19 protein-coding genes are annotated in these 17,389 nt (G+C 62.7%); 11 read left to right on the top strand and 8 right to left on the bottom strand.

From position 1 onward, the window contains the following. The first annotated feature begins 130 nt into the window (after window positions 1-130). Complete coding sequence (locus BMG03_RS15425) at window positions 131-880, top strand: HpcH/HpaI aldolase family protein (protein ID WP_075774260.1); 750 nt, start codon at window positions 131-133, stop codon at window positions 878-880. A gap of 487 nt (window positions 881-1,367) precedes the next feature. Here the strand turns inward: BMG03_RS15425 and BMG03_RS15420 are convergent, their stop codons facing one another. The 3 genes from BMG03_RS15420 to soxR form a co-directional block, all read right to left on the bottom strand. Beyond that, window positions 1,368-1,586 carry an FCD domain-containing protein gene (locus BMG03_RS15420; protein WP_075774261.1) on the bottom strand — a complete coding sequence of 73 codons (219 nt, stop codon included), beginning with the start codon at window positions 1,584-1,586 and terminating at the stop codon, window positions 1,368-1,370. 262 nt (window positions 1,587-1,848) lie between these two features. Further along, window positions 1,849-2,265 (bottom strand): GFA family protein, encoded by a 417-nt coding sequence (locus BMG03_RS21340; protein WP_075774262.1) that lies wholly within the window; start codon window positions 2,263-2,265, stop codon window positions 1,849-1,851. Between the two features lie 225 nt (window positions 2,266-2,490). Continuing rightward, a complete protein-coding gene (gene soxR, locus BMG03_RS15410; protein WP_075774263.1) occupies window positions 2,491-2,931 on the bottom strand; it encodes a redox-sensitive transcriptional activator SoxR in 441 nt (146 codons plus the stop codon). A 435-nt stretch (window positions 2,932-3,366) separates the two neighbouring features. Between soxR and BMG03_RS15405 the strand changes: the two genes are divergently transcribed. Then, window positions 3,367-3,795, top strand: a complete 429-nt coding sequence (locus BMG03_RS15405) for a VOC family protein (RefSeq protein WP_240497832.1) — start codon at window positions 3,367-3,369, stop codon at window positions 3,793-3,795. Between the two features lie 265 nt (window positions 3,796-4,060). Here the strand turns inward: BMG03_RS15405 and BMG03_RS21055 are convergent, their stop codons facing one another. From BMG03_RS21055 to BMG03_RS15395, 3 genes are read right to left on the bottom strand one after another with little or no spacing between them, the layout of a single operon-like run. After that, a complete protein-coding gene (locus BMG03_RS21055) occupies window positions 4,061-4,279 on the bottom strand; it encodes a sensor histidine kinase (protein ID WP_244270961.1) in 219 nt (72 codons plus the stop codon). Window positions 4,280-4,284: 5 nt separating this feature from the next. Further along, a complete protein-coding gene (locus BMG03_RS15400) occupies window positions 4,285-5,445 on the bottom strand; it encodes a sensor histidine kinase (RefSeq protein WP_244270960.1) in 1,161 nt (386 codons plus the stop codon). Continuing rightward, window positions 5,442-6,113, bottom strand: a complete 672-nt coding sequence (locus tag BMG03_RS15395) for a response regulator transcription factor (RefSeq protein ID WP_075774265.1) — start codon at window positions 6,111-6,113, stop codon at window positions 5,442-5,444. The genes BMG03_RS15400 and BMG03_RS15395 overlap by 4 nt, the downstream gene beginning before the upstream one ends. A gap of 151 nt (window positions 6,114-6,264) precedes the next feature. Between BMG03_RS15395 and BMG03_RS15390 the strand changes: the two genes are divergently transcribed. The 6 genes from BMG03_RS15390 (at window position 6,265) to BMG03_RS15370 (ending at window position 12,530) form a co-directional block, all read left to right on the top strand. Beyond that, window positions 6,265-7,341 (top strand): type 2 periplasmic-binding domain-containing protein, encoded by a 1,077-nt coding sequence (locus BMG03_RS15390; RefSeq protein WP_075774266.1) that lies wholly within the window; start codon window positions 6,265-6,267, stop codon window positions 7,339-7,341. A gap of 79 nt (window positions 7,342-7,420) precedes the next feature. Then, window positions 7,421-9,451 carry a tripartite tricarboxylate transporter permease gene (locus BMG03_RS15385; protein WP_075774267.1) on the top strand — a complete coding sequence of 677 codons (2,031 nt, stop codon included), beginning with the start codon at window positions 7,421-7,423 and terminating at the stop codon, window positions 9,449-9,451. Window positions 9,452-9,469: 18 nt separating this feature from the next. Beyond that, window positions 9,470-10,558, top strand: coding sequence for a 4-oxalomesaconate tautomerase (locus BMG03_RS15380; protein ID WP_075774268.1), 1,089 nt, complete (start codon window positions 9,470-9,472; stop codon window positions 10,556-10,558). Between the two features lies 1 nt (window position 10,559). Continuing rightward, window positions 10,560-11,375, top strand: coding sequence for a universal stress protein (locus BMG03_RS15375; protein ID WP_075774269.1), 816 nt, complete (start codon window positions 10,560-10,562; stop codon window positions 11,373-11,375). A gap of 7 nt (window positions 11,376-11,382) precedes the next feature. After that, window positions 11,383-11,544, top strand: coding sequence for a hypothetical protein (locus tag BMG03_RS20895; RefSeq protein WP_167733399.1), 162 nt, complete (start codon window positions 11,383-11,385; stop codon window positions 11,542-11,544). A gap of 14 nt (window positions 11,545-11,558) precedes the next feature. Continuing rightward, entirely contained in the window at window positions 11,559-12,530 is a 972-nt protein-coding gene (locus BMG03_RS15370) for a D-2-hydroxyacid dehydrogenase family protein (RefSeq protein ID WP_075774270.1), read from the top strand. On the opposite strand, the gene BMG03_RS15365 is transcribed toward BMG03_RS15370, so the two are convergent. Next, window positions 12,508-13,536, bottom strand: a complete 1,029-nt coding sequence (locus BMG03_RS15365; RefSeq protein WP_075774350.1) for an AbrB family transcriptional regulator — start codon at window positions 13,534-13,536, stop codon at window positions 12,508-12,510. The genes BMG03_RS15370 and BMG03_RS15365 overlap by 23 nt on opposite strands. 104 nt (window positions 13,537-13,640) lie before the next feature. On the opposite strand from BMG03_RS15365, the gene BMG03_RS15360 reads away from it, so the two are divergent. The 3 genes from BMG03_RS15360 to tcuB are packed head-to-tail and all read left to right on the top strand — an operon-like array spanning window position 13,641 to window position 16,778. After that, complete coding sequence (locus BMG03_RS15360) at window positions 13,641-14,324, top strand: GntR family transcriptional regulator (RefSeq protein WP_075774271.1); 684 nt, start codon at window positions 13,641-13,643, stop codon at window positions 14,322-14,324. Further along, window positions 14,321-15,715 carry an FAD-dependent tricarballylate dehydrogenase TcuA gene (gene tcuA, locus BMG03_RS15355; protein WP_075774272.1) on the top strand — a complete coding sequence of 465 codons (1,395 nt, stop codon included), beginning with the start codon at window positions 14,321-14,323 and terminating at the stop codon, window positions 15,713-15,715. The genes BMG03_RS15360 and tcuA overlap by 4 nt, the downstream gene beginning before the upstream one ends. Further along, on the top strand, window positions 15,705-16,778 hold the full coding sequence (gene tcuB / locus BMG03_RS15350; protein ID WP_075774273.1) for a tricarballylate utilization 4Fe-4S protein TcuB: 1,074 nt from the start codon (window positions 15,705-15,707) through the stop codon (window positions 16,776-16,778). Before tcuA ends, tcuB begins: the two co-directional genes overlap by 11 nt. Window positions 16,779-17,066: 288 nt before the next feature. Here the strand turns inward: tcuB and BMG03_RS15345 are convergent, their stop codons facing one another. Next, window positions 17,067-17,381 (bottom strand): antibiotic biosynthesis monooxygenase, encoded by a 315-nt coding sequence (locus BMG03_RS15345; RefSeq protein ID WP_075774274.1) that lies wholly within the window; start codon window positions 17,379-17,381, stop codon window positions 17,067-17,069. Window positions 17,382-17,389 lie beyond the last annotated feature (8 nt).

Here is a 17,389-nt window from a genome sequence, read left to right as displayed (position 1 = left end):
CCAAATCCGGCGGATCGCTGTTTGCGAAGTGCGACCCGCGTCTGTTTCGAATAAGCTCCGAACCAAACTTTTCAAGACGGCCCCGGGCATCCCTCCCGCGCGTGCCGAGGTCAACAGAGAGAAAGTCACGATGGTCGATCTGCCAAGGAATTCGTTCAAAGCCGCGCTGAAAGCCTTCGAGGTCCAGCGGGGCTGTTGGTGCACGATGAGCGATCCGCTCGCCACCGAGCTGATCGCCGGCTGCGGTTACGACTGGATGATGTTCGACACCGAGCATTCGGCGCTCGACGCGCGCAGTGTTTTGCCGCTGCTGCAGGCGGTGGCCCCGTATCCTCTCTCGCCGATCGTGCGGCCCGGCTCTCTCGACGCGGCGGAGATCAAGAAAATCCTCGACCTCGGCGCGCAGACGATCCTCGTGCCGATGGTGCACGACGCAGAGATGGCGCGCGCTGCGGTGGCGGCGGTCGAATATCCGCCGCGGGGCATGCGTGGGGTCTCCGGCATGAACCGCGCCACGCGCTTCGCGACGGTCCCGGGCTATCACAAGGTCGCACGTGAAGAGATCTGTCTTGTCGTACAGATCGAGAGCGTCGAGGGCCTCTCCAATCTCGAAGAGATCGCGGCCGTGCCCGGGGTTGACGGAATCTTCGTCGGACCTGCGGATCTGGCCGCCTCGCTTGGGCACCCGGGCGAGCCTTCGCACCCCGAGACTACTGCGGCGGTGCTAGATGCGATCACGCGCATCCGCGCCGCGGGCCTGCCGCCGGGCATCCTGACCACCGACGACGAGGTCTATCAGCGTGCGCTCGAGGCCGGCGCCGTTTTCGTCTCCCGTGACATTGACCTGATCGCACTGCGCAAGGGGCTCACCCTTGGGTAAGGGCACCTTCGGACGCGAAAGAGGTCACGCCTGATGCCATGACGTTACAGAGCTTGGTCAGCGCTGAGATCGGCGACGGCACGTTCTTTTGGAGCTGTTGCATGCCGAGCTGGCTCTGTACCCACGCGACGCGCGCAGCGGTAGAGGAGGATGTCGCCGGCTTTGATCAGGGTGGCGGGCTGGTGACGCCACCCCGATTTCGTCAGCGTGATCGGGGCCTTGTTGCCTGTCGCGCCGTGCTTTGCTCGCCTTCTTGCGATTGCACTTCTCTTACAGCCAAGGAAGCGTAGCGGAAAATTCCAGTTTCAAACGGTCCAATTTTCTCGGGGCGGAGCTGGGCTCAGCCCATCCCGCGGGAGCGTAGACATTCATCGCTGGAGCGCTCCAGGACGGCTTCCATCGCTTTCTTTGCGGCCTCCGGCTCGCGGTTCTCGACGGCCCTGACGATTGCGCTATGAAGGGCGACGACCTCGGCCATTTTGGACGGTCAGCGCTTCTGGTCCTCGGTCTCGCTCGCCAAGAGCGAATAGAGCGCGGTCTGCAGGGGATCGCAGAGCGACTCGAGAAAACGGTTACCGGACAGATGCAGGATCTGGCGATGGAGATCGAGAACCGCGAGCGCGAACTCACTGCGGCTCGCGGCAACCTCCAACGCATCGCAATGCGCCGACAAGGCGGCCAGAAAGGAAACCGGGCGCCGCTGCATCGTGTGTCAGCGCAGCACGCCCGTGTCGAACATGTTCCATTCCGTGGTCGGGCAGACGCGGGTGCCCACCTTCGCCTTGGAAACCAGTATGCTCTTCGCGATCAGCGTTTTCTTCGGTTCGCCGACAATCGATCTCTTCCCCGAGTAAGGCGGCCGAAATCACAGCTGCGGTCGCTCAGGCGGGGGCAAGAACGGCACGAATATAAGGACGCTGTGAGAGGCGCTTTTCCTTCTCTGGATGCAGTGCGTGACGGGCCCCAACCTACTCGGATCGACCGGGAAGCCCGTCGTGCCTTTCGATCGAGGCCAGGTCATTGTCCCAGTTCGCGCGACTGGAAACGCAAATATGCGCGGTGGGTCGTATTTCGAGCGGGCTATCGAGTGAGCCCGCTGGAACGACGAGCGAGCCATCATGCGCTTGAGAGAACGGCAGCGCCGACCCGCAGTCTGCACAGAAGCTCTTCACATGCTGTGTCCCGGGAACGCGAAACACCCTGATGTTTTCCGCCCCGGACATCCAGGTGATCTCAGCAGTCGATGAAAACAGGTTCGCGGAATGGGCCGTGCCGCTATCTTTGCGGCAGCGTCCGCAATGGCACAGGAAGAAGCTCTCGAACTCTCCCGATATACGAAACCTTACGGCTCCACACTGGCACTTTCCGTGCACCTCGTTATCCATTCCTAGCCCCCCGACACGCCCTGACTTCCGGCGCAAAGCCTCACAAGGAGCAACGCGAGCGTCAACATCTCACGCACACCCTAATGCCGATGATCGGCATATCGACGATCAGTGAGATCGTTCAGCGTCAAACGGGAGCCCGCTGTGAAAACTGACGTCTATTTCGAATTCACCCAAATCTTTTAGATGATCGCACTAATTTTCGGCCGTGCCTTTGCCACGCTCTCAGATATCCTCGATCCACTTTCGTGGGCCCGTTCCACGCTGACGCAGCTCATCCTTGGGATTGAACATCTCGCAGGATTTCAAGGAGAGGCAGCCGCAGCCGATGCAAGCGGTCAGAGTCTTTCGCAGGCGCTGAAGTTGGGCAATCTGCTCGTCGACCCGGTGCGTCCACTTCTCTGACAGCGCCGCCCAGTCTTCCCCGGTCGGAACATGGTCTGTCGGCAGCTTGTCGAGTTCGGTTTTTATCTCTTCAAGCGTCATGCCGAGGGTCTGAGCGAAAGTGATAAAGGCGAGGCGCCGCAGAACGTGGCGTGGGAAGCGTCTGTGCCCGGAGCCAGCCCGCTCGGACGAAATGAGCCCGCGCTCCTCGTAATAGCGCAGCGCCGAGGAGGCGATGCCGCTGCGGCGTGAAATTTGATTGATGGTCAGCGTCGTTTCCATGGTCCGGTCGTTTCTCAAATTTCAGCATTGACCTCAAGTTAGCTTGAACTTTTAGAACGCCGCTCGTCCGACAGTCAACGGAGAAAACCAATGCGACAGATTCACGCTTATCCTTCGGCTCAAAAGTCGCAGGCTTTCCACATGCCGGGACAGGTGGGAAGCAGTCGAGACCGGCTGAACGTTGGGAGCGCATCATGACGCCAGAGGCGCACCCGCAAGCTTTGCAGCTGCGCGATGAACTTCATTGCTTGCTCCGCCGCCATAGAGCGACGTCTGTCGTTTGCGCGCTGTTATGGGCGTTGCTGCGGTCACGGCAGAGATCCAAATCGATCGCTACGACTACCCTTTGCTCGAATATCCGGCGCGACGTTGGCCTACCACCCGCGCCGCCGGACGCGAGGCGATATAACGAATTGCACTGACAGGAGATCAGAAATGCCCATCGAAATCGACAGCGAAACCGCGCCCGCGAACAAGTTGACAGACATGATCGAATGTCATGGCCTCATCCTCTTCACCGAACGCTACGAGGCCTGCGTAGAGTTTTATCAAACCAAGCTCGGTCTGCCGCTTTGGTATGAAAAGCCAGGGCTGACCTGCCTTCGCTTCGGCGACGGATATTTGATGATCGAGACCGGCGGACGCGCCGAAGTCACGCGGAAAGACATTTCTCAGAACCCGGTTGCGTTGCGCTTCAACGTCTCAGACGTGAAGGCTGCAGCCAGCCTGCTGGAGGCTCAAGGCGTGCCAGTCGAAGTCAAAATGCACGACTGGGGCACGACCGGCGCGTTCATCGATCCGGACGGCAACGTGTGCAGCCTGAAGAACGCCGACGATCCCTTCTTTACCGACGAGCAAGGGTAATGATGTGCAGCCTTCCCAAGATAAAGTGGCAGCCGTCAAACGTTCTCTCTCGGACGCGCAGGGTATCTGTGGAAGGTGAAGCAACTGCACAGGCGCGAAAATACGGCCACGTAGCTTCAGCAGCTCGGCGTGCTTGACGGGCACCGCAGAGCTGGGTGGCCACTTCGGCCCAAAGCGGTCCTTGCGTTTCCAGCGAGTTAGCATCCGCTTCGGACGTCAAACGGACACTCATCCTAACACTCGCAGCCCCTCTGCGGAGGTCGCTTCAACAGTCGCCCGGGAGACACGCGGCAAGCGGAAGCGTCAGTCGAACACGAGTTCCGCGGTCGCAGGGGGCTAGTCTCACCTCCCCTTTGTGGCGGTGCAAAATCTGTTCGACGATCGCGAGACCAAGACCGGTGCCTTGCCCGTTCCTAAGCTGGGAGAAGCGCCTAAATGCGGTCTCTTCTTGATCGAGCGGGATGCCGACTCCGTCGTCTTGCACTGTGATTATGGCTTCCCCCCGGATTGTTCCGTTCTCACCGCGATACGGGTCATTGTCGGGCCGCCGTGGTGAAGGGCGTTCTCCAGCAAGTTCCGCACCGCCTCACCGATCAGAACAGGGTCGCCGCTCACGGGAAGGGGCACGGGGGACGTTTCGAGTTCGAATTCGATGTCACGCGAAAGCGCCGCGGAGCCAAAGCTGCGGCAGGCCTCTTCCACGACCGTATTCAGGTCGAACGCCTCAATGGTGTCCCCGCCTTCGTAGCGAAGCCGCTCGAGGGAGAGGAGTTGGTCCGCCAGTCGGGCGGAGTTGCGCGCCGCCTCGATTAGATCCTGCTGGCGCGCCTCGCGTTCGGCTGGATCGCGCACGCCCGGCAGAGTCTCGGCCAGTGCGAGGAGGGCGGAAGCAGGATTGCGAAGCTGATGGGCCGCATCGGAAATGAAGGCTTGATGGGTTTCTATACTTCGACGCATCTGCAGCAGCAGCCTGTTGAGAGTCGTAACGATTCCCATGACTTCTTTAGGCACTGGGCGTTTGATGCGGGCGAGATCATCGGGCGAGCGTTTCTCGATCGCGGCCTGAAGATCGTTGAGAGGCCGGAGACCGATCTGGACACCGAACCAGATCAGCAGACTCAGCGCGACCATCAGAACGACGATGACGGCTGCCGCCCGTTGGGCCAACTGGCGAGCGAAGGCACGGCGATCGCTCGCGCGTTGCCAGACCGTGACGACGGTTTCTCCGGTCATGTTGCCAATCGTTCGACGTTCATGCATCCGCATGACGCGCACCAGTTCGCCGCGATATTCCGCCATATAGTAATAGGGCTTCTCCTGCGGCACGTCGGTTTCGGGGCGCGGCGGATAGGCGTAGCCGGTCACGTATATCCCGCCCGGTCCGGTCACGTGGTAAAAGACTTCGCCGCCGCCTGCGTCCGAAATGATATCCCGGGTGCTCGGCGAAAGCGCATCGCCCTCAGAGATCGCGACATCGCGCGAAATTGCCAGTGCCGCGGCGAGGAGACTACGATCAAAGAGCTCTTCCGAGGTTCGTTGTCCCACAGAGAAGCGCCACCACCCTAACAGGATCGAGACCAGCAAGAGCGGCGGGAGGATGACGAGGAACAGCCTCATCCGCAAGGACATGGCCTTGGGCTGCGAGATCATGAAGCTTCCACCTCGAGCATGTAGCCCAGGCCTCGAGCCGTCTTGATCTTGATTCCGTATGGCTCAAGTCGTTTGCGCAGTCGCGAGACATGCGGTTCGATCGCGCTTTCCTCGGCATCCGAGCCGGTGCCGTAGACATGCGTGATCAATGCCGATTTGGAGACGATCCGTCCGCGCCGTTCGAGGAGACATTCCAGCGTGGCGATCTCCTTGCGCGGAATTTCGAGCGGAGTTTCGTCATGCATCAACTGACGGCTGGTGCGGTCGAAGACGAGCGGACCGAACGTGTCGCGCTCCATGAATTCGAGGTTCTTGCGTCGTGCCATCGCCCGCAACCGGGCTTCCAGTTCATCCATCTCGAAGGGTTTGGTGAGGTAGTCATCCGCCCCTGCATCCAGCCCGGCAACCCGCTCGGCCGTTTCAGAGCGCGCGGTCAGCAGGATCACCGGCGCCCCGTCGCCGCGCCTGCGCAGCGCCCGCAACACCTCGATCCCGTCCATCCCCGGTAAATTCAGATCCAGAACGATCAGATCCGCGCCTTCCTGCGCGAGGAAACGGTCGGCCTCGAGCCCGTCATGCAGAAGGTCCACGGCATGGCCGCGATCCCGCAGGCGGAAGGCGATGGCGCGGGACAGAGCCTCGTTATCTTCGATGACGGCGATGCGCATGGTTACTTCTTTGTCATGTTGCGCAAGTTTCGCGCAAGGTTAGGACGACATGTTGCCGGTGTAGGAGGAGGGATTCGTCCCTTGAGGAGAATAACTACATACCGGCCGGCTTCGAGCCCGCCCGGTTCGAAAGGTCTAAGGGAGGACACTAATGACCATCAAGCAATTCGTATATTCTGCGGCGGCGCTCGCCTTCATGTCGGCACCGGCCCTCGCGGATGTCGACTTCAGCGGCAAGACCATCGAATGGGTCATTCCGTTCTCGGAGACGGGGGGCTCTGCGAAATGGGCCAACTTCTTTGCGCCGCTGCTGGCGCAGGAGCTGCCGGGCAAGCCTACCGTGATCGTGAAGTTCATGCCGGGCGCAGGCTCGACCAAGGGCGCGAACTGGTTCCAGGAGCAGCGCTACGAGGACGGCACGCTGCTGTTCGGTACCTCCGGCTCGACGCAGTTCCCCTATCTGCTGGGGGATCCTCGGGTGCGCTACGAGTATTCCGACTGGATCCCGGTCATGGCATCGGGCACGGGCGGCGTGGCTTATCTCAATCCCGAGGCCGGCAAGAAATTCGACGGGTCTGCGAATAACCTCAAGGATCTCAACTTCATCTACGGTTCGCAGGGTGCGACCCGTCTCGACCTCGTGCCGCTTCTCGCATGGCGGATGCTGGGCATGAACGTGGAGCCGGTCTTCGGCATCAAGGGGCGCGGCGACGGTCGCCTGATGTTCGAACGCGGCGAGGCGACGATCGACTACCAGACGACGACCGGCTATCTCGGCGGCTCGCTCTCGATGGTCGAGGATGGCAAGGCCGTTCCGATGATGACTTGGGGCGCGCTCGACGAGAATAACAACATCGTCCGCGATCCGACCTTCCCCGATCTGCCGACCTTCAAGGAAGTTTGCGAAGCCACCGATGGCTGCGAAACCTCCGGCGAAGCCTGGGATTCGTGGAAAGCGTTCTTCATCGCGGGCTTCCCGGTTCAGAAGATCGCGTTCCTGCCGCAGGGCACGCCCGATGACGTGGTCGAAGCCTATACCGAAGCCTTCGACGCCGTGCGCAACCGTCCGGACTTCAAGAAAATCGCGGCACAGCAGGTTGGTAAATACGACGTCTTCGTCGGCAAGGGCGCCGAGCAGGCGACCAAGGAAGGCACGACCGTATCTCCCGAAGCCAAAGCCTATGTGACCGACTGGCTTCAAGAAGCCTACGGCGTTTCGCTGAACTAAGCGAAACCCTCGAGCGGTCCCTTCCTGCGGGACGCGGACCGCTCACTTTCTCATAATCCTAAAATTCGAGGTGGGCGAGATGGATGTCTTCGCAACCGCCGTGCCTGCGCTTGGCGAGGCATGGGCTCTGATTCTGCAACCTGTTGTTCTGGGATACCTGGTGCTCGGGGTCGTCATGGGCTTGGCCGTGGGGGTCTTCCCCGGTCTCGGCGGCATCGCCGGCCTCTCACTCCTGCTGCCATTCATGTTCGGCATGGACCCGGTGCTGGGGCTGGCCCTGATGGTGGGCATGGTCGCGGTCGTGCCGACCTCGGACACCTTCGCCTCCGTACTGATGGGGATCCCCGGGTCCTCGGCGAGCCAGGCGACGGTTCTCGACGGCTTCCCGCTTGCCAAGAAAGGGCAGGCGGCGCGGGCGCTCTCGGCCGCCTTCACTTCGTCCCTCTTCGGCGGTCTCGTCGGTGCGCTGTTCCTGACCATGTTCATCATGGTCGCCCGGCCGCTGGTGCTGGCCTTCGGCCTGCCCGAGATGCTGATGATCTCGATCCTCGGCCTCTCGATGGTCGCTGTGCTCGCGGGGCGCGTTGCGCTCAAGGGCCTCGCCGCCGCGGGGCTTGGCATGCTGATCGGCACGATCGGCGAAGCCGACGCCGGCGGCAGCCTGCGCATGGCGACCTATGACATTCCCTATCTCACGGACGGGCTGCAGCTGGTGATCGTCGGTCTCGGCATCTTCGCCTTGCCCGAAATCGTCTCGCTGCTTCGTCAGGACAGCTCGATCGCCAAGGACGCGACGCTCGGCGCCGGCTGGAGCCAAGGCGTGCGCGACTGGGTCGCCAACAAATGGCTGTCCGTCCGCTGCTCGCTGATCGGCGTGATCGTCGGCGTGATCCCCGGGCTCGGCGGGTCGGTCGTCGACTGGATCGCCTACGGCCACGCCGTTCAGACCACAAAGGACAAGTCGAATTTCGGCAAGGGCGAAATCCGCGGCGTGATCGGGCCGGAGAGTTCGAACAACGCCAAGGAAGGCGGCGGCCTCGTCCCCACGCTGCTCTTCGGTATCCCGGGCTCGGGTTCGATGGCGATCTTCATCGGCGCGCTCGCCCTGCTGGGGTCTGGCGATATCGAGGTCGGTCCCAACATGCTGCGGGACAATCTCGATATCACCTATTCGATCGTCTGGCTGCTGGCGCTGGCAAATGTCGTGGGCACGGTGCTCTGCATCGCGGCCTCGGGCGGGATCGCGAAGCTGACCACGATCCGCTTCACCTATCTCGCGCCGTTCCTGTTCATGCTGATTTCCTTCGCGGCCTTCCAGTCAGGGCAGAATTTCGAGGACATCCTAGCCCTGTTCGCGATCGGCCTGATCGGGATCTTCCTGCGCCGGTTCGACTGGTCGCGCCCGGCGTTCCTGATCGGCTTCGTGCTGTCGAACCCTGTCGAAAAATTCTCCAACCAGGCCTTCCAGATCGCATCCTTCCGGTTCCGCAATTCCTTCTCGGCGGGCGTCGATTACCTGTTCTCGCCCATCGTGATCGTCTTGCTCATCGTGACGGTGGTGTCGGTCTTCCTCGGGCTGCGGCAGGCTAAGTCGATCATGGCCGAGGGTGATGTCCAGTCGGGCTCCAAACGCGCGCCGCTGATCTTCCTGCTGGTGGTCATGGGCTACGTGATTGCTGCGCTCGTCAACGCGAGCCTGATCCCGAACTACAACATGACCGACAAGATCGTGCCGCTCGTGGTTGGGGGCATCACGCTGACAGCGCTGGTGATCCTGCTGGTGCAGATGATCCTGCGCGCCGAGCGCGATGTGATCTTCGCGGACAAGGAAGTCTCGGGAGAGGACGCGGACGCGCCCTATGGCCTGTGGGGGACGCTCGCGTGGTTCGCGGGGCTGATCGCGGCGACTTACGTCGTCGGTTTCATCCTCGCACTGGCCGGGTTCCTCGTCACCTTCCTGCGCATCCGCGCCCAGGCCAGCTGGCCCAAGACGCTGATCCTCGCCGCCAGCGGCATCGCCCTGATGTGCGTCATGGCCGGCGCGCTGAACCGCGATTTCCCGCCCGGCCTGCTGCAGCACGCAGCCAATCTTCCTTGGCCCCTGAAATGATCCGACGGAGCGAATGAGATGGAACAGACAGCCATTCCCTATGTATTCATGCGTGGCGGCACCTCGCGAGGCCCCTATTTCAACCGCGCCGATCTGCCTGCCGATCGCGAGACTCTGGCCGAGGTTCTGATCGCGGTGCTCGGTTCGGGGCATGCGAACAATATCGACGGGCTCGGCGGGGGCGTCGCGGTGACGACCAAGGTCGCGATGCTCTCGCCCTCGGACGATGACTGGGCGGAGGTCGATTATTTCTTCGCGCAGGTCTCGGTCGAGGATCGGCTCGTCGACTTCAAACCGACCTGCGGCAACATCCTCTCGGGGGTGGGGCCGGCCGCGATCGAGCTGGGTCTCGTGCGCCCCACGGGAGACGAGACCGAGGTGAAGATCCGCGCGGTCAATACCGGGGCGAAAGTCCTCGCGCGCGTTCAGACGCCGGGCGGGGCGATGCGCTACGACGGCGACGCGGAAATTGCCGGCGTGCCCGGCACGGCCGCGCCGATCGCGCTCAATTTCATGGGGGTCGTCGGCTCCTCGACCGGGGCGTTTCTTCCGACCGGGCATCTGCACGATGAGTTCGACGGTATCGAGGTGACCTGCATGGATGTCGCGATGCCGATGGTGATCGCGCGGGCGCAGGACTTCGGCCTTACCGGCTATGAAAGCGCGGCAGAGCTCGACGCGAATACCGAGTTCTTCGCCCGCATGGAGGCCGTGCGCCTCAAGGCGGGCGCGGCGATGGGGATGGGCGACGTCTCGAAATCGGTGACGCCGAAATTCGGCCTGCTTGCGCCAGCCAAGGCGGGTGGAACCATCGCGACGCGCTATTTCATGCCGTGGAACACGCATCCGTCGATGGCGGTCACCGGCGCGCAATGTCTTGCCTCCTGCGCGCTCACGCCCGGCACTGTGGCCGACGGTCTGCTGGAGCGACCGACCACCAGCCCGGCGAGCGTGGTGCTGGAGCATGCGTCCGGCACGATCGAGGTCCTCGTCGACTTCGAAATGAACAACCACTTCACGCTGAACTCCGCAGGTTTGCTGCGCACCGCGCGCAAGTTGGCCGACGGCCGAGTCTATGTTCCCGCTTCGGTTTGGAAAGGACGCTGACATGCCGATGATGAATCTTCTGGTCGCCTTCAATGGATCGAGCGGGTCGGTCGCCGCCCTGCGCTATGCCGCCTCCATGGCGGCGCAGCGTGGCGCTCATGTGACGGCGATAATGGCCCATGCGGCGCACGAGGTGATCGACCGCCGCTCGCGCTGGATCCCGAAGGAGGCGCGTGCGCTTCTTGAAGCGGCCAATGGCGACATCCTGCGCGAGATCGAGGCGCGGTTCGAGGAAGAGCGCCGTGCCCTGGGGCTTGGCAGTGATCTCGAGTTGAAAGTCGTGGCTGGACGCGTGGACAATGTTCTGTCCGAAGCGGCGCGCTATTACGACATGCTGATCGTGGGCACGCAGGCTGACGATGGCGATGCCCATGTGGTCCTGCATCCCGATCGTATCGCGCTGATGTCGGGCCGTCCGGTGATCGTGGTTCCCGAGGGCTATGATGCGGGCGCAAAGCACAGCCATGCGGCGCTCGCATGGGATGGAGGGCGGGCCGCCGCGCGCGCGCTCTCCGACAGTCTGCGACTGCTCGAGGATGACGGACGGGTCAGCGTTCTGACCGTTGGGCCGCATGACGACCGCGCTATCAACGACCTTCTAACCCATCTCTCGCGGCACGGCGTGGCGGCCATTCACGAGGATTGGCCGACGCCGCGACCGGTGGCGGACACGCTCCTCGGCTGGTGCGGGCGCAATGATCCGTCGCTTCTCGTGCTCGGAGCCTTCGAGCATTCCAAGTTTCGCGAAGATTTCCTTGGAGGCGTGACCTCGGAAGTGCTTGCGCGCACGAAAATTCCCGTATTGTTGTCGCATTGAGGAGGCCATGACCCATTTCGAGAAGCTGAGCCGCGTCCGTCAGGACCTCGAGGACATTCGCAAGGAGATCGTCGCGAAGATCGCCCGCGACGAGGGCAAATCCCCCGATCACGTGCTCCTGCACGACCGGGTCAGTCGCGCGATCAAGGCGCTGTCCGGTCAAGGCTAACCATGGGATAGGCAATGAAGGTCCATATTCTCGACGACTGGTTCGACACGCTCCGCAGCTTGCCCTGTTTTCGCATGCTGGATGGGCACGAGGTGACGGTCTGGACGGATCACGAGCCCGATGAGGAGGCGCTTGCGCGCCGCCTCGCGGAGGCCGAATGCGTGGTTCTCTTTCGGGAACGCACGAAGATCACGCGCGGCTTGCTCGAGCGGCTTCCCAACCTGCGCCTGATTTCGCAGCGGGGCACGTGGCCGCATGTTGATGTGGAGGCCTGCACCGACCAAGGCGTTCTGCTGTGTTCGAATACGGGCGGGGATGGCGCGAACTATGCGGCAGCAGAGCTGACCTTCGCGTTGATGCTCGCCGCGATGCGCCAGCTTCCGCAGCAGATGGCCAGCGTCAAAGCCGGCAACTGGCAGATGGGCGTGGGGCGCAGCCTGCGCGGACGGGTGCTGGGCCTTTACGGATACGGGCGTTTGGGGCGGGTCGTCGCGGAGTATGCCCGGGTCTTCGGGATGCAGGTCGTCTGGTGGGCCTCCGAGGCGGGGCGCGCGCGTGTCTTGGCCGACGGGGAGACCGTTGCCGAGAGCCGTGCCGCCTTCTTCGCGCAAAGCGACATCGTCTCCCTGCATCTGCGATTGACGCCAGAGACCCGCGGGATCGTCACCGCCGAGGATCTCGCGCAGATGTCCCCGCGCTCGGTGCTGGTGAACACGTCTCGCGCAGGGCTGATTGCGCCGGGTGCCTTGCTGGCGGCGCTTGAGGCCGGACATCCCGGGCAGGCGGCGGTGGATGTCTTCGACCGCGAGCCAGAGACCGACGCGACAGATCCGCTGCTCGCGCATCCGAACCTCATCGCCACGCCCCATACCGGCTACGTGACCGAGGACGAGTTCGACAAGCAGTTCTCCGACATCTTCGCGCAGGTGAATGCCTATGCGGAGGGCAGCCCGATCCACATGGTCAACCCGTCCGCCTTCGGGTGAGGATCCTCGCCACCACGGGCGCGCCGACGATCACGAGCACGATGCGCGTCAGGTGATGGGTGATGACGAAGCCGAGATCCGCCCCGGTCACGATCGCGAGGACCGTCATCTCCGCCTGACCGCCGGGCGCGAAGGCCAGAAAGGCTGGCACCCGCTCGCCCAGACCCAACACGGTCACAAGACCGGAAAACCCCGCGGCCAGCACGGCCAGCACGAGCACGTAGGCGATGCCTGCCGACACGATGCGGGTGAGTTCCTTCCAGGTCACGCCGAGGAAATGAACGCCGATCCCGCAGCCAATGAAGAATTGGGCCGCGAGGATTGCCTCGGCAGGCGGGCGGAAATGGATGATCCCGGAGAGCGACAGGGTCGCCGTGACGATCATCGGGCCGAGAATCGAGGCGCCGAACAGCCCGAGCCTCTCGCCGCCTTTCCAGCCGAGCACCGCGGCGACGGCCATGATCGCCAGCTCATACCACGGCAGATCCGCGACCGGCGCGCCGATCGGGTTGCTGAGTTCGGCGCCGTAGAAATGGCTCAGGAAAAACGGCGCCACGGTCACGATGATCAGAACCCGTGTCGCGTGCACCAACGAAAGCGCGCGGGGATTGCCGCCCGCTTCCGTGCCGAAGATCACCATGTCCTGAAGCCCGCCTGGCATTGCGGCGTAATAGGCGGTGGGCGCATCGAAGCCCCAGAACTTCCGGAAGAAGGGCACGCCGATCAGCGCGATCACCGCGATGAAGACAGGGACGAGAGAGACCGAGAGCGCCATGCGCGGCAATTGCGCGATAACCTCGGGCGTGATTGAGGCGCCGACCGCCACGCCGAGGATCGTGCGCGCGCCGACAGAGATCTGGCCGAAGCCCTGAAGCGGTAAATGCGCGAGCGCGCCGGCGAGGCAAAATGCCATCGGGCCGAAGAGGAAGGGAAGCGGCAGATCCAGCGCCCAGAAGAGCGCGGTGCCACAGGCTGCAAGGAGAAATGTAAGGCCGCGCCGCCGCATGGCACCCGCGAAAATATGTTTGCGCAAACTGGCCTCCTGTTCGTCTTGACGTAATTTGTATACGAATGTATCCAACTGGACACAAGATGAGCGCGGAGGGCGAAATGGCAAATGAGGACGGCAGCACACCGCAGGGAAACGCTGCTTACGACCGCCTGCTGACCGAATTGCGCGAAGGGCGGCTCAACCCGGGCGACCGCTTGCGGGAAACCGAATTGGCGGAGCGCTTGGGCATGTCGCGAACCCCTGTCCGGGAAGCGATCCGTAAGCTCGAAGCGGATAACATCGTCAGTCACATTGCGCGGCAGGGCGCCTGCATTCGGCGGCTCGACTATGCCGAAGTCATGGAGCTCTACGAGATGCGCGCGGTGCTCGAAGGCACAGCGGCACGGCTTGCGGCCCGGGCGGCTTCGGATATCGAGATCGACGAACTCTACGAGATGAACCGGCAGCTGGGCGAGATCGGCAATGTCCCTGAGGCATTCACGCTTAACCGGCAGTTCCACGCCGCCTTGCTCGACGCAGCGAAGAACCGGTTCCTCACCCGCTCGATCCGCTCGCTGCAAAAGGCGCTGATGATCCTCGGACCCACGACGCTGACCGAGCCGGACCGGGCTGTGAAGGCGGTAGAAGAACATTTCGCCGTGCTCGAGGCCGTCAAGGCGCGCGACGGCGCGCTCGCCGAGAGCGCGATGCGCGCACATATCGAGGCGGCCCAGAGAGTACGCGTGCGCGCCCTGCGCTCCGAGCCCGGCCAGACCCCCAGCTATGACGGAGATCTGCTGTGACCCTTGCTTCACCCCAACCCGACATTGCCGTCATCGGCGGCGGTAACGCGGCCCTCTGTGCCGCGATCACCGCGGCAGAGGCCGGGGCGCGCGTGTTGATTCTCGAAGCCGCGCCGAAACCCTATCGGGGCGGAAATTCTCGCCATACGCGCAACTTCCGCTGCATGCATCGCGGGCCGCTTGGTCCGCTCACCGACAGCTATACCGAGGAAGAATACCTTGCCGATTTGATGAAGGTCACCGGCGGCAAGACCGATGAAGGTCTGGCGCGGCTCGCCATTCGAAGCTCCGAGGAATGCCTGCCCTGGATGGAGGCGCATGGCGTTCGCTTTCAGCCCTCGCTGTCGGGCACGCTTTCGCTGGCGCGGACAAACGCATTCTTCCTCGGTGGCGGCAAGGGCCTCGTGAATGCCTATTACCGCACCGCGGAAGCGCTCGGGGTTCAGGTCGAATACGAAGCGGCTGTCACCCATCTGGAGATCCACGACGATCGCGTGACGCATATCGACTATACGCAGAATGGTGAGACGCGGCGCATCAGCCCGAAATCGGTCGTGGTCGCGTCGGGCGGTTTTCAGGCCGATACCGATTGGCTTGCCCGCGCCTGGGGGCCGGCCGCGAAGAACTTTCTGATCCGGGGCACGCCCTACAATCGCGGCGTCGTGCTCGCGGACCTTCTCGAGCAGAAGGTCGAACAGGTCGGCGATCCGACGCAATGCCACGCGGTCGCGATTGACGGGCGCGCGCCGAAATTCGATGGCGGGATCGTCACGCGGCTCGATTGCGTGCCGTTCTCGATCGTCGTGAACAAGAATGGCGAGCGGTTTTACGACGAGGGGGAGGACGTATGGCCGAAGCGCTATGCGATCTGGGGCCGTCTCGTCGCGGCGCAGCCCGATCAGGTGGGCTATGTCATCATCGACGCGAAGTCGCTCGAACTGTTCATGCCTTCGGTCTTTCCGCCGATCAAGGCCGATACGCTCGAAGATCTGGCGACCAAGATGGGACTGCCGCCTGCAGTCTTGGCCGAGACCGTGGCCGAGTTCAACGCAGCCTGCGGCGACACATCCGGATTTCACCCGACAGAACTGGATGGGGTGTCCACCACCGGAATCACCCCGCCGAAGACCAACTGGGCGCGTCCGATCACCGAGCCGCCCTTTTACGGATACTCGCTGCGCACAGGGGTGACCTTCACCTATCTCGGGTTGAAGGTCGACGAGCGCGCACAATGCTCGATCGGAAACCGCCCCGTTTCGAACCTCTGGGCTGCCGGCGAAACCATGGCCGGTTCAATTCTCGGGCAGGGGTATCTCGCCGGTTTCGGCATGACGATCGGCACCGTTTTCGGACGTATTGCAGGCAAGGAGGCCGCCGCCCATGCAAACTGAGTTTCTCGAAGAGGCGCGCCGTCAGGCCGAGATCTGCAACGCCTGCCGGTATTGCGAAGGATATTGCTCGGTCTTTCCAGCGCTCCATGCCGAGCGCGCCTTCAGCGACGGCGATCTGACGCAGCTCGCCAATCTCTGTCACAATTGCCGCGGGTGCTATTACGCCTGCCAATACACGGCACCGCACGAGTTTGCCCTCAACCTGCCGCAGGCGCTGGCGAATGTTCGGCAGGATAGCTGGGAAGAATTCGCGTTTCCCCGCGCGGCGGGTCAGGCCTTCCAGAAAAGCGGGCTGCGCATCGCGCTCGCGACGGTGCTGGGCTTTGCGCTCCTGATCTGGGCCATGCTCTCGCTCGCAAGCGCAGGGGGCGAGGGTTTTTACGCGGTCCTGGCGCATAACACGATGGTCGCGATCTTCCTGCCAGCCTTCCTGTTCCCGCTGCTCAGCCTCGCGATCAGCCTGCGGCGGTATTGGCGCGCGGTCGGGGCCGGTCCGCTTCGCTTCTCCGATCTTCGGGGAGGCTTTGCCGCCGCCGCGAACATGCGCAACCTCAACGGCGGGCATGGAGATGGCTGCAATTTCGAGGACGAGGACCGTTTTTCCCAAGGCCGCCGGTTCGCGCATCAAGCCGTTATGTATGGCTTTCTTCTGTGTTTCGCCGCCACGAGTGTGGCGACGTTGATGCATTACCTGCTGGATCTGCGCGCGCCTTACCCGCTCTGGTCCCTGCCGAAGCTTCTCGGCCTGTCGGGTGGCTTGCTGCTGACCCTGGGTTGCATCGAGATGATCCGTCTGAAGCTGCGGGCGGATCCCGAACTCGGTGCCTCGGGCGCGACGAGCGGCGAATTCGGCTTTGTCGCTCTCTTGGGCTTTGTCGGTTTGAGCGGATTGGCGCTTTATGGGCTCGGTCAAACCCCGCTGATGCCGGCCATGTTGGCCTTGCATCTTGGGGCCGTGCTCGCATTCTTCCTGCTGACACCGTTTTCCAAGATGGCACACGGCTTCTATCGCCTCGCCGCGCTGACTGCCGATGCGCAAAAGAAAAGGGAGGTGGCTCGGTAAGAGGCAGTGGCCGGGCGCGCAAAGCTGTCGTCCGAACGAGAGATGGACCAATGCGCGCTGGTTGTTGAGGATCGCGGCTTCGGGCGCTTAGCAGGCATTGGGCCCGAGCGCAGCTAGTAACCGCTTTCCACTCAATTCGGAATTCGTCGCTCTGCGAGAATTTCTTTAAGCAGTTTATGAACCCGGGCGGCCGTGCGTGACGGAAGCGTTATCCAATTCTCAAAGACGGAATTTCCATAAACCGAAGCCTGAAGTGCCCGGGATGGCTTCGGTTTATAGGATCGAGCGTTATGCCGAGGTTGCCGCAGCGCCCTGCACGAGTACCGGCTCGAAATAGGTCTTCGAGCGCCCGCCGATCGTGATCGGGTCGATCATCGAGACGCATTTCTGGTAATGCGCGGTCTTTCGGTGATCTTCCAACGCATCATCGCTTTGAAAAATTTCATAGACGAAGAAGTTGTTCTCGTCCTCGGGGTCGTGCAGCAGGTCGAAGCGCAGGTTGCCCGGTTCTTCGCGCGTGCCGTCGCAGTTGATCTTGAAGGCTTCGAGGAAAGTCTCGCGCGTGCCCGGCTGCACCTTGATATTCACCAGTTGAATCAGCATTCAGAAGT

Source organism: Thioclava nitratireducens (genome assembly GCF_001940525.2).
Classification (GTDB): Bacteria; Pseudomonadota; Alphaproteobacteria; order Rhodobacterales; family Rhodobacteraceae; genus Thioclava; species Thioclava nitratireducens.
Note: the sequence above shows the minus strand (reverse complement) of the source record. Positions and strands in the feature narration are given on the sequence as shown.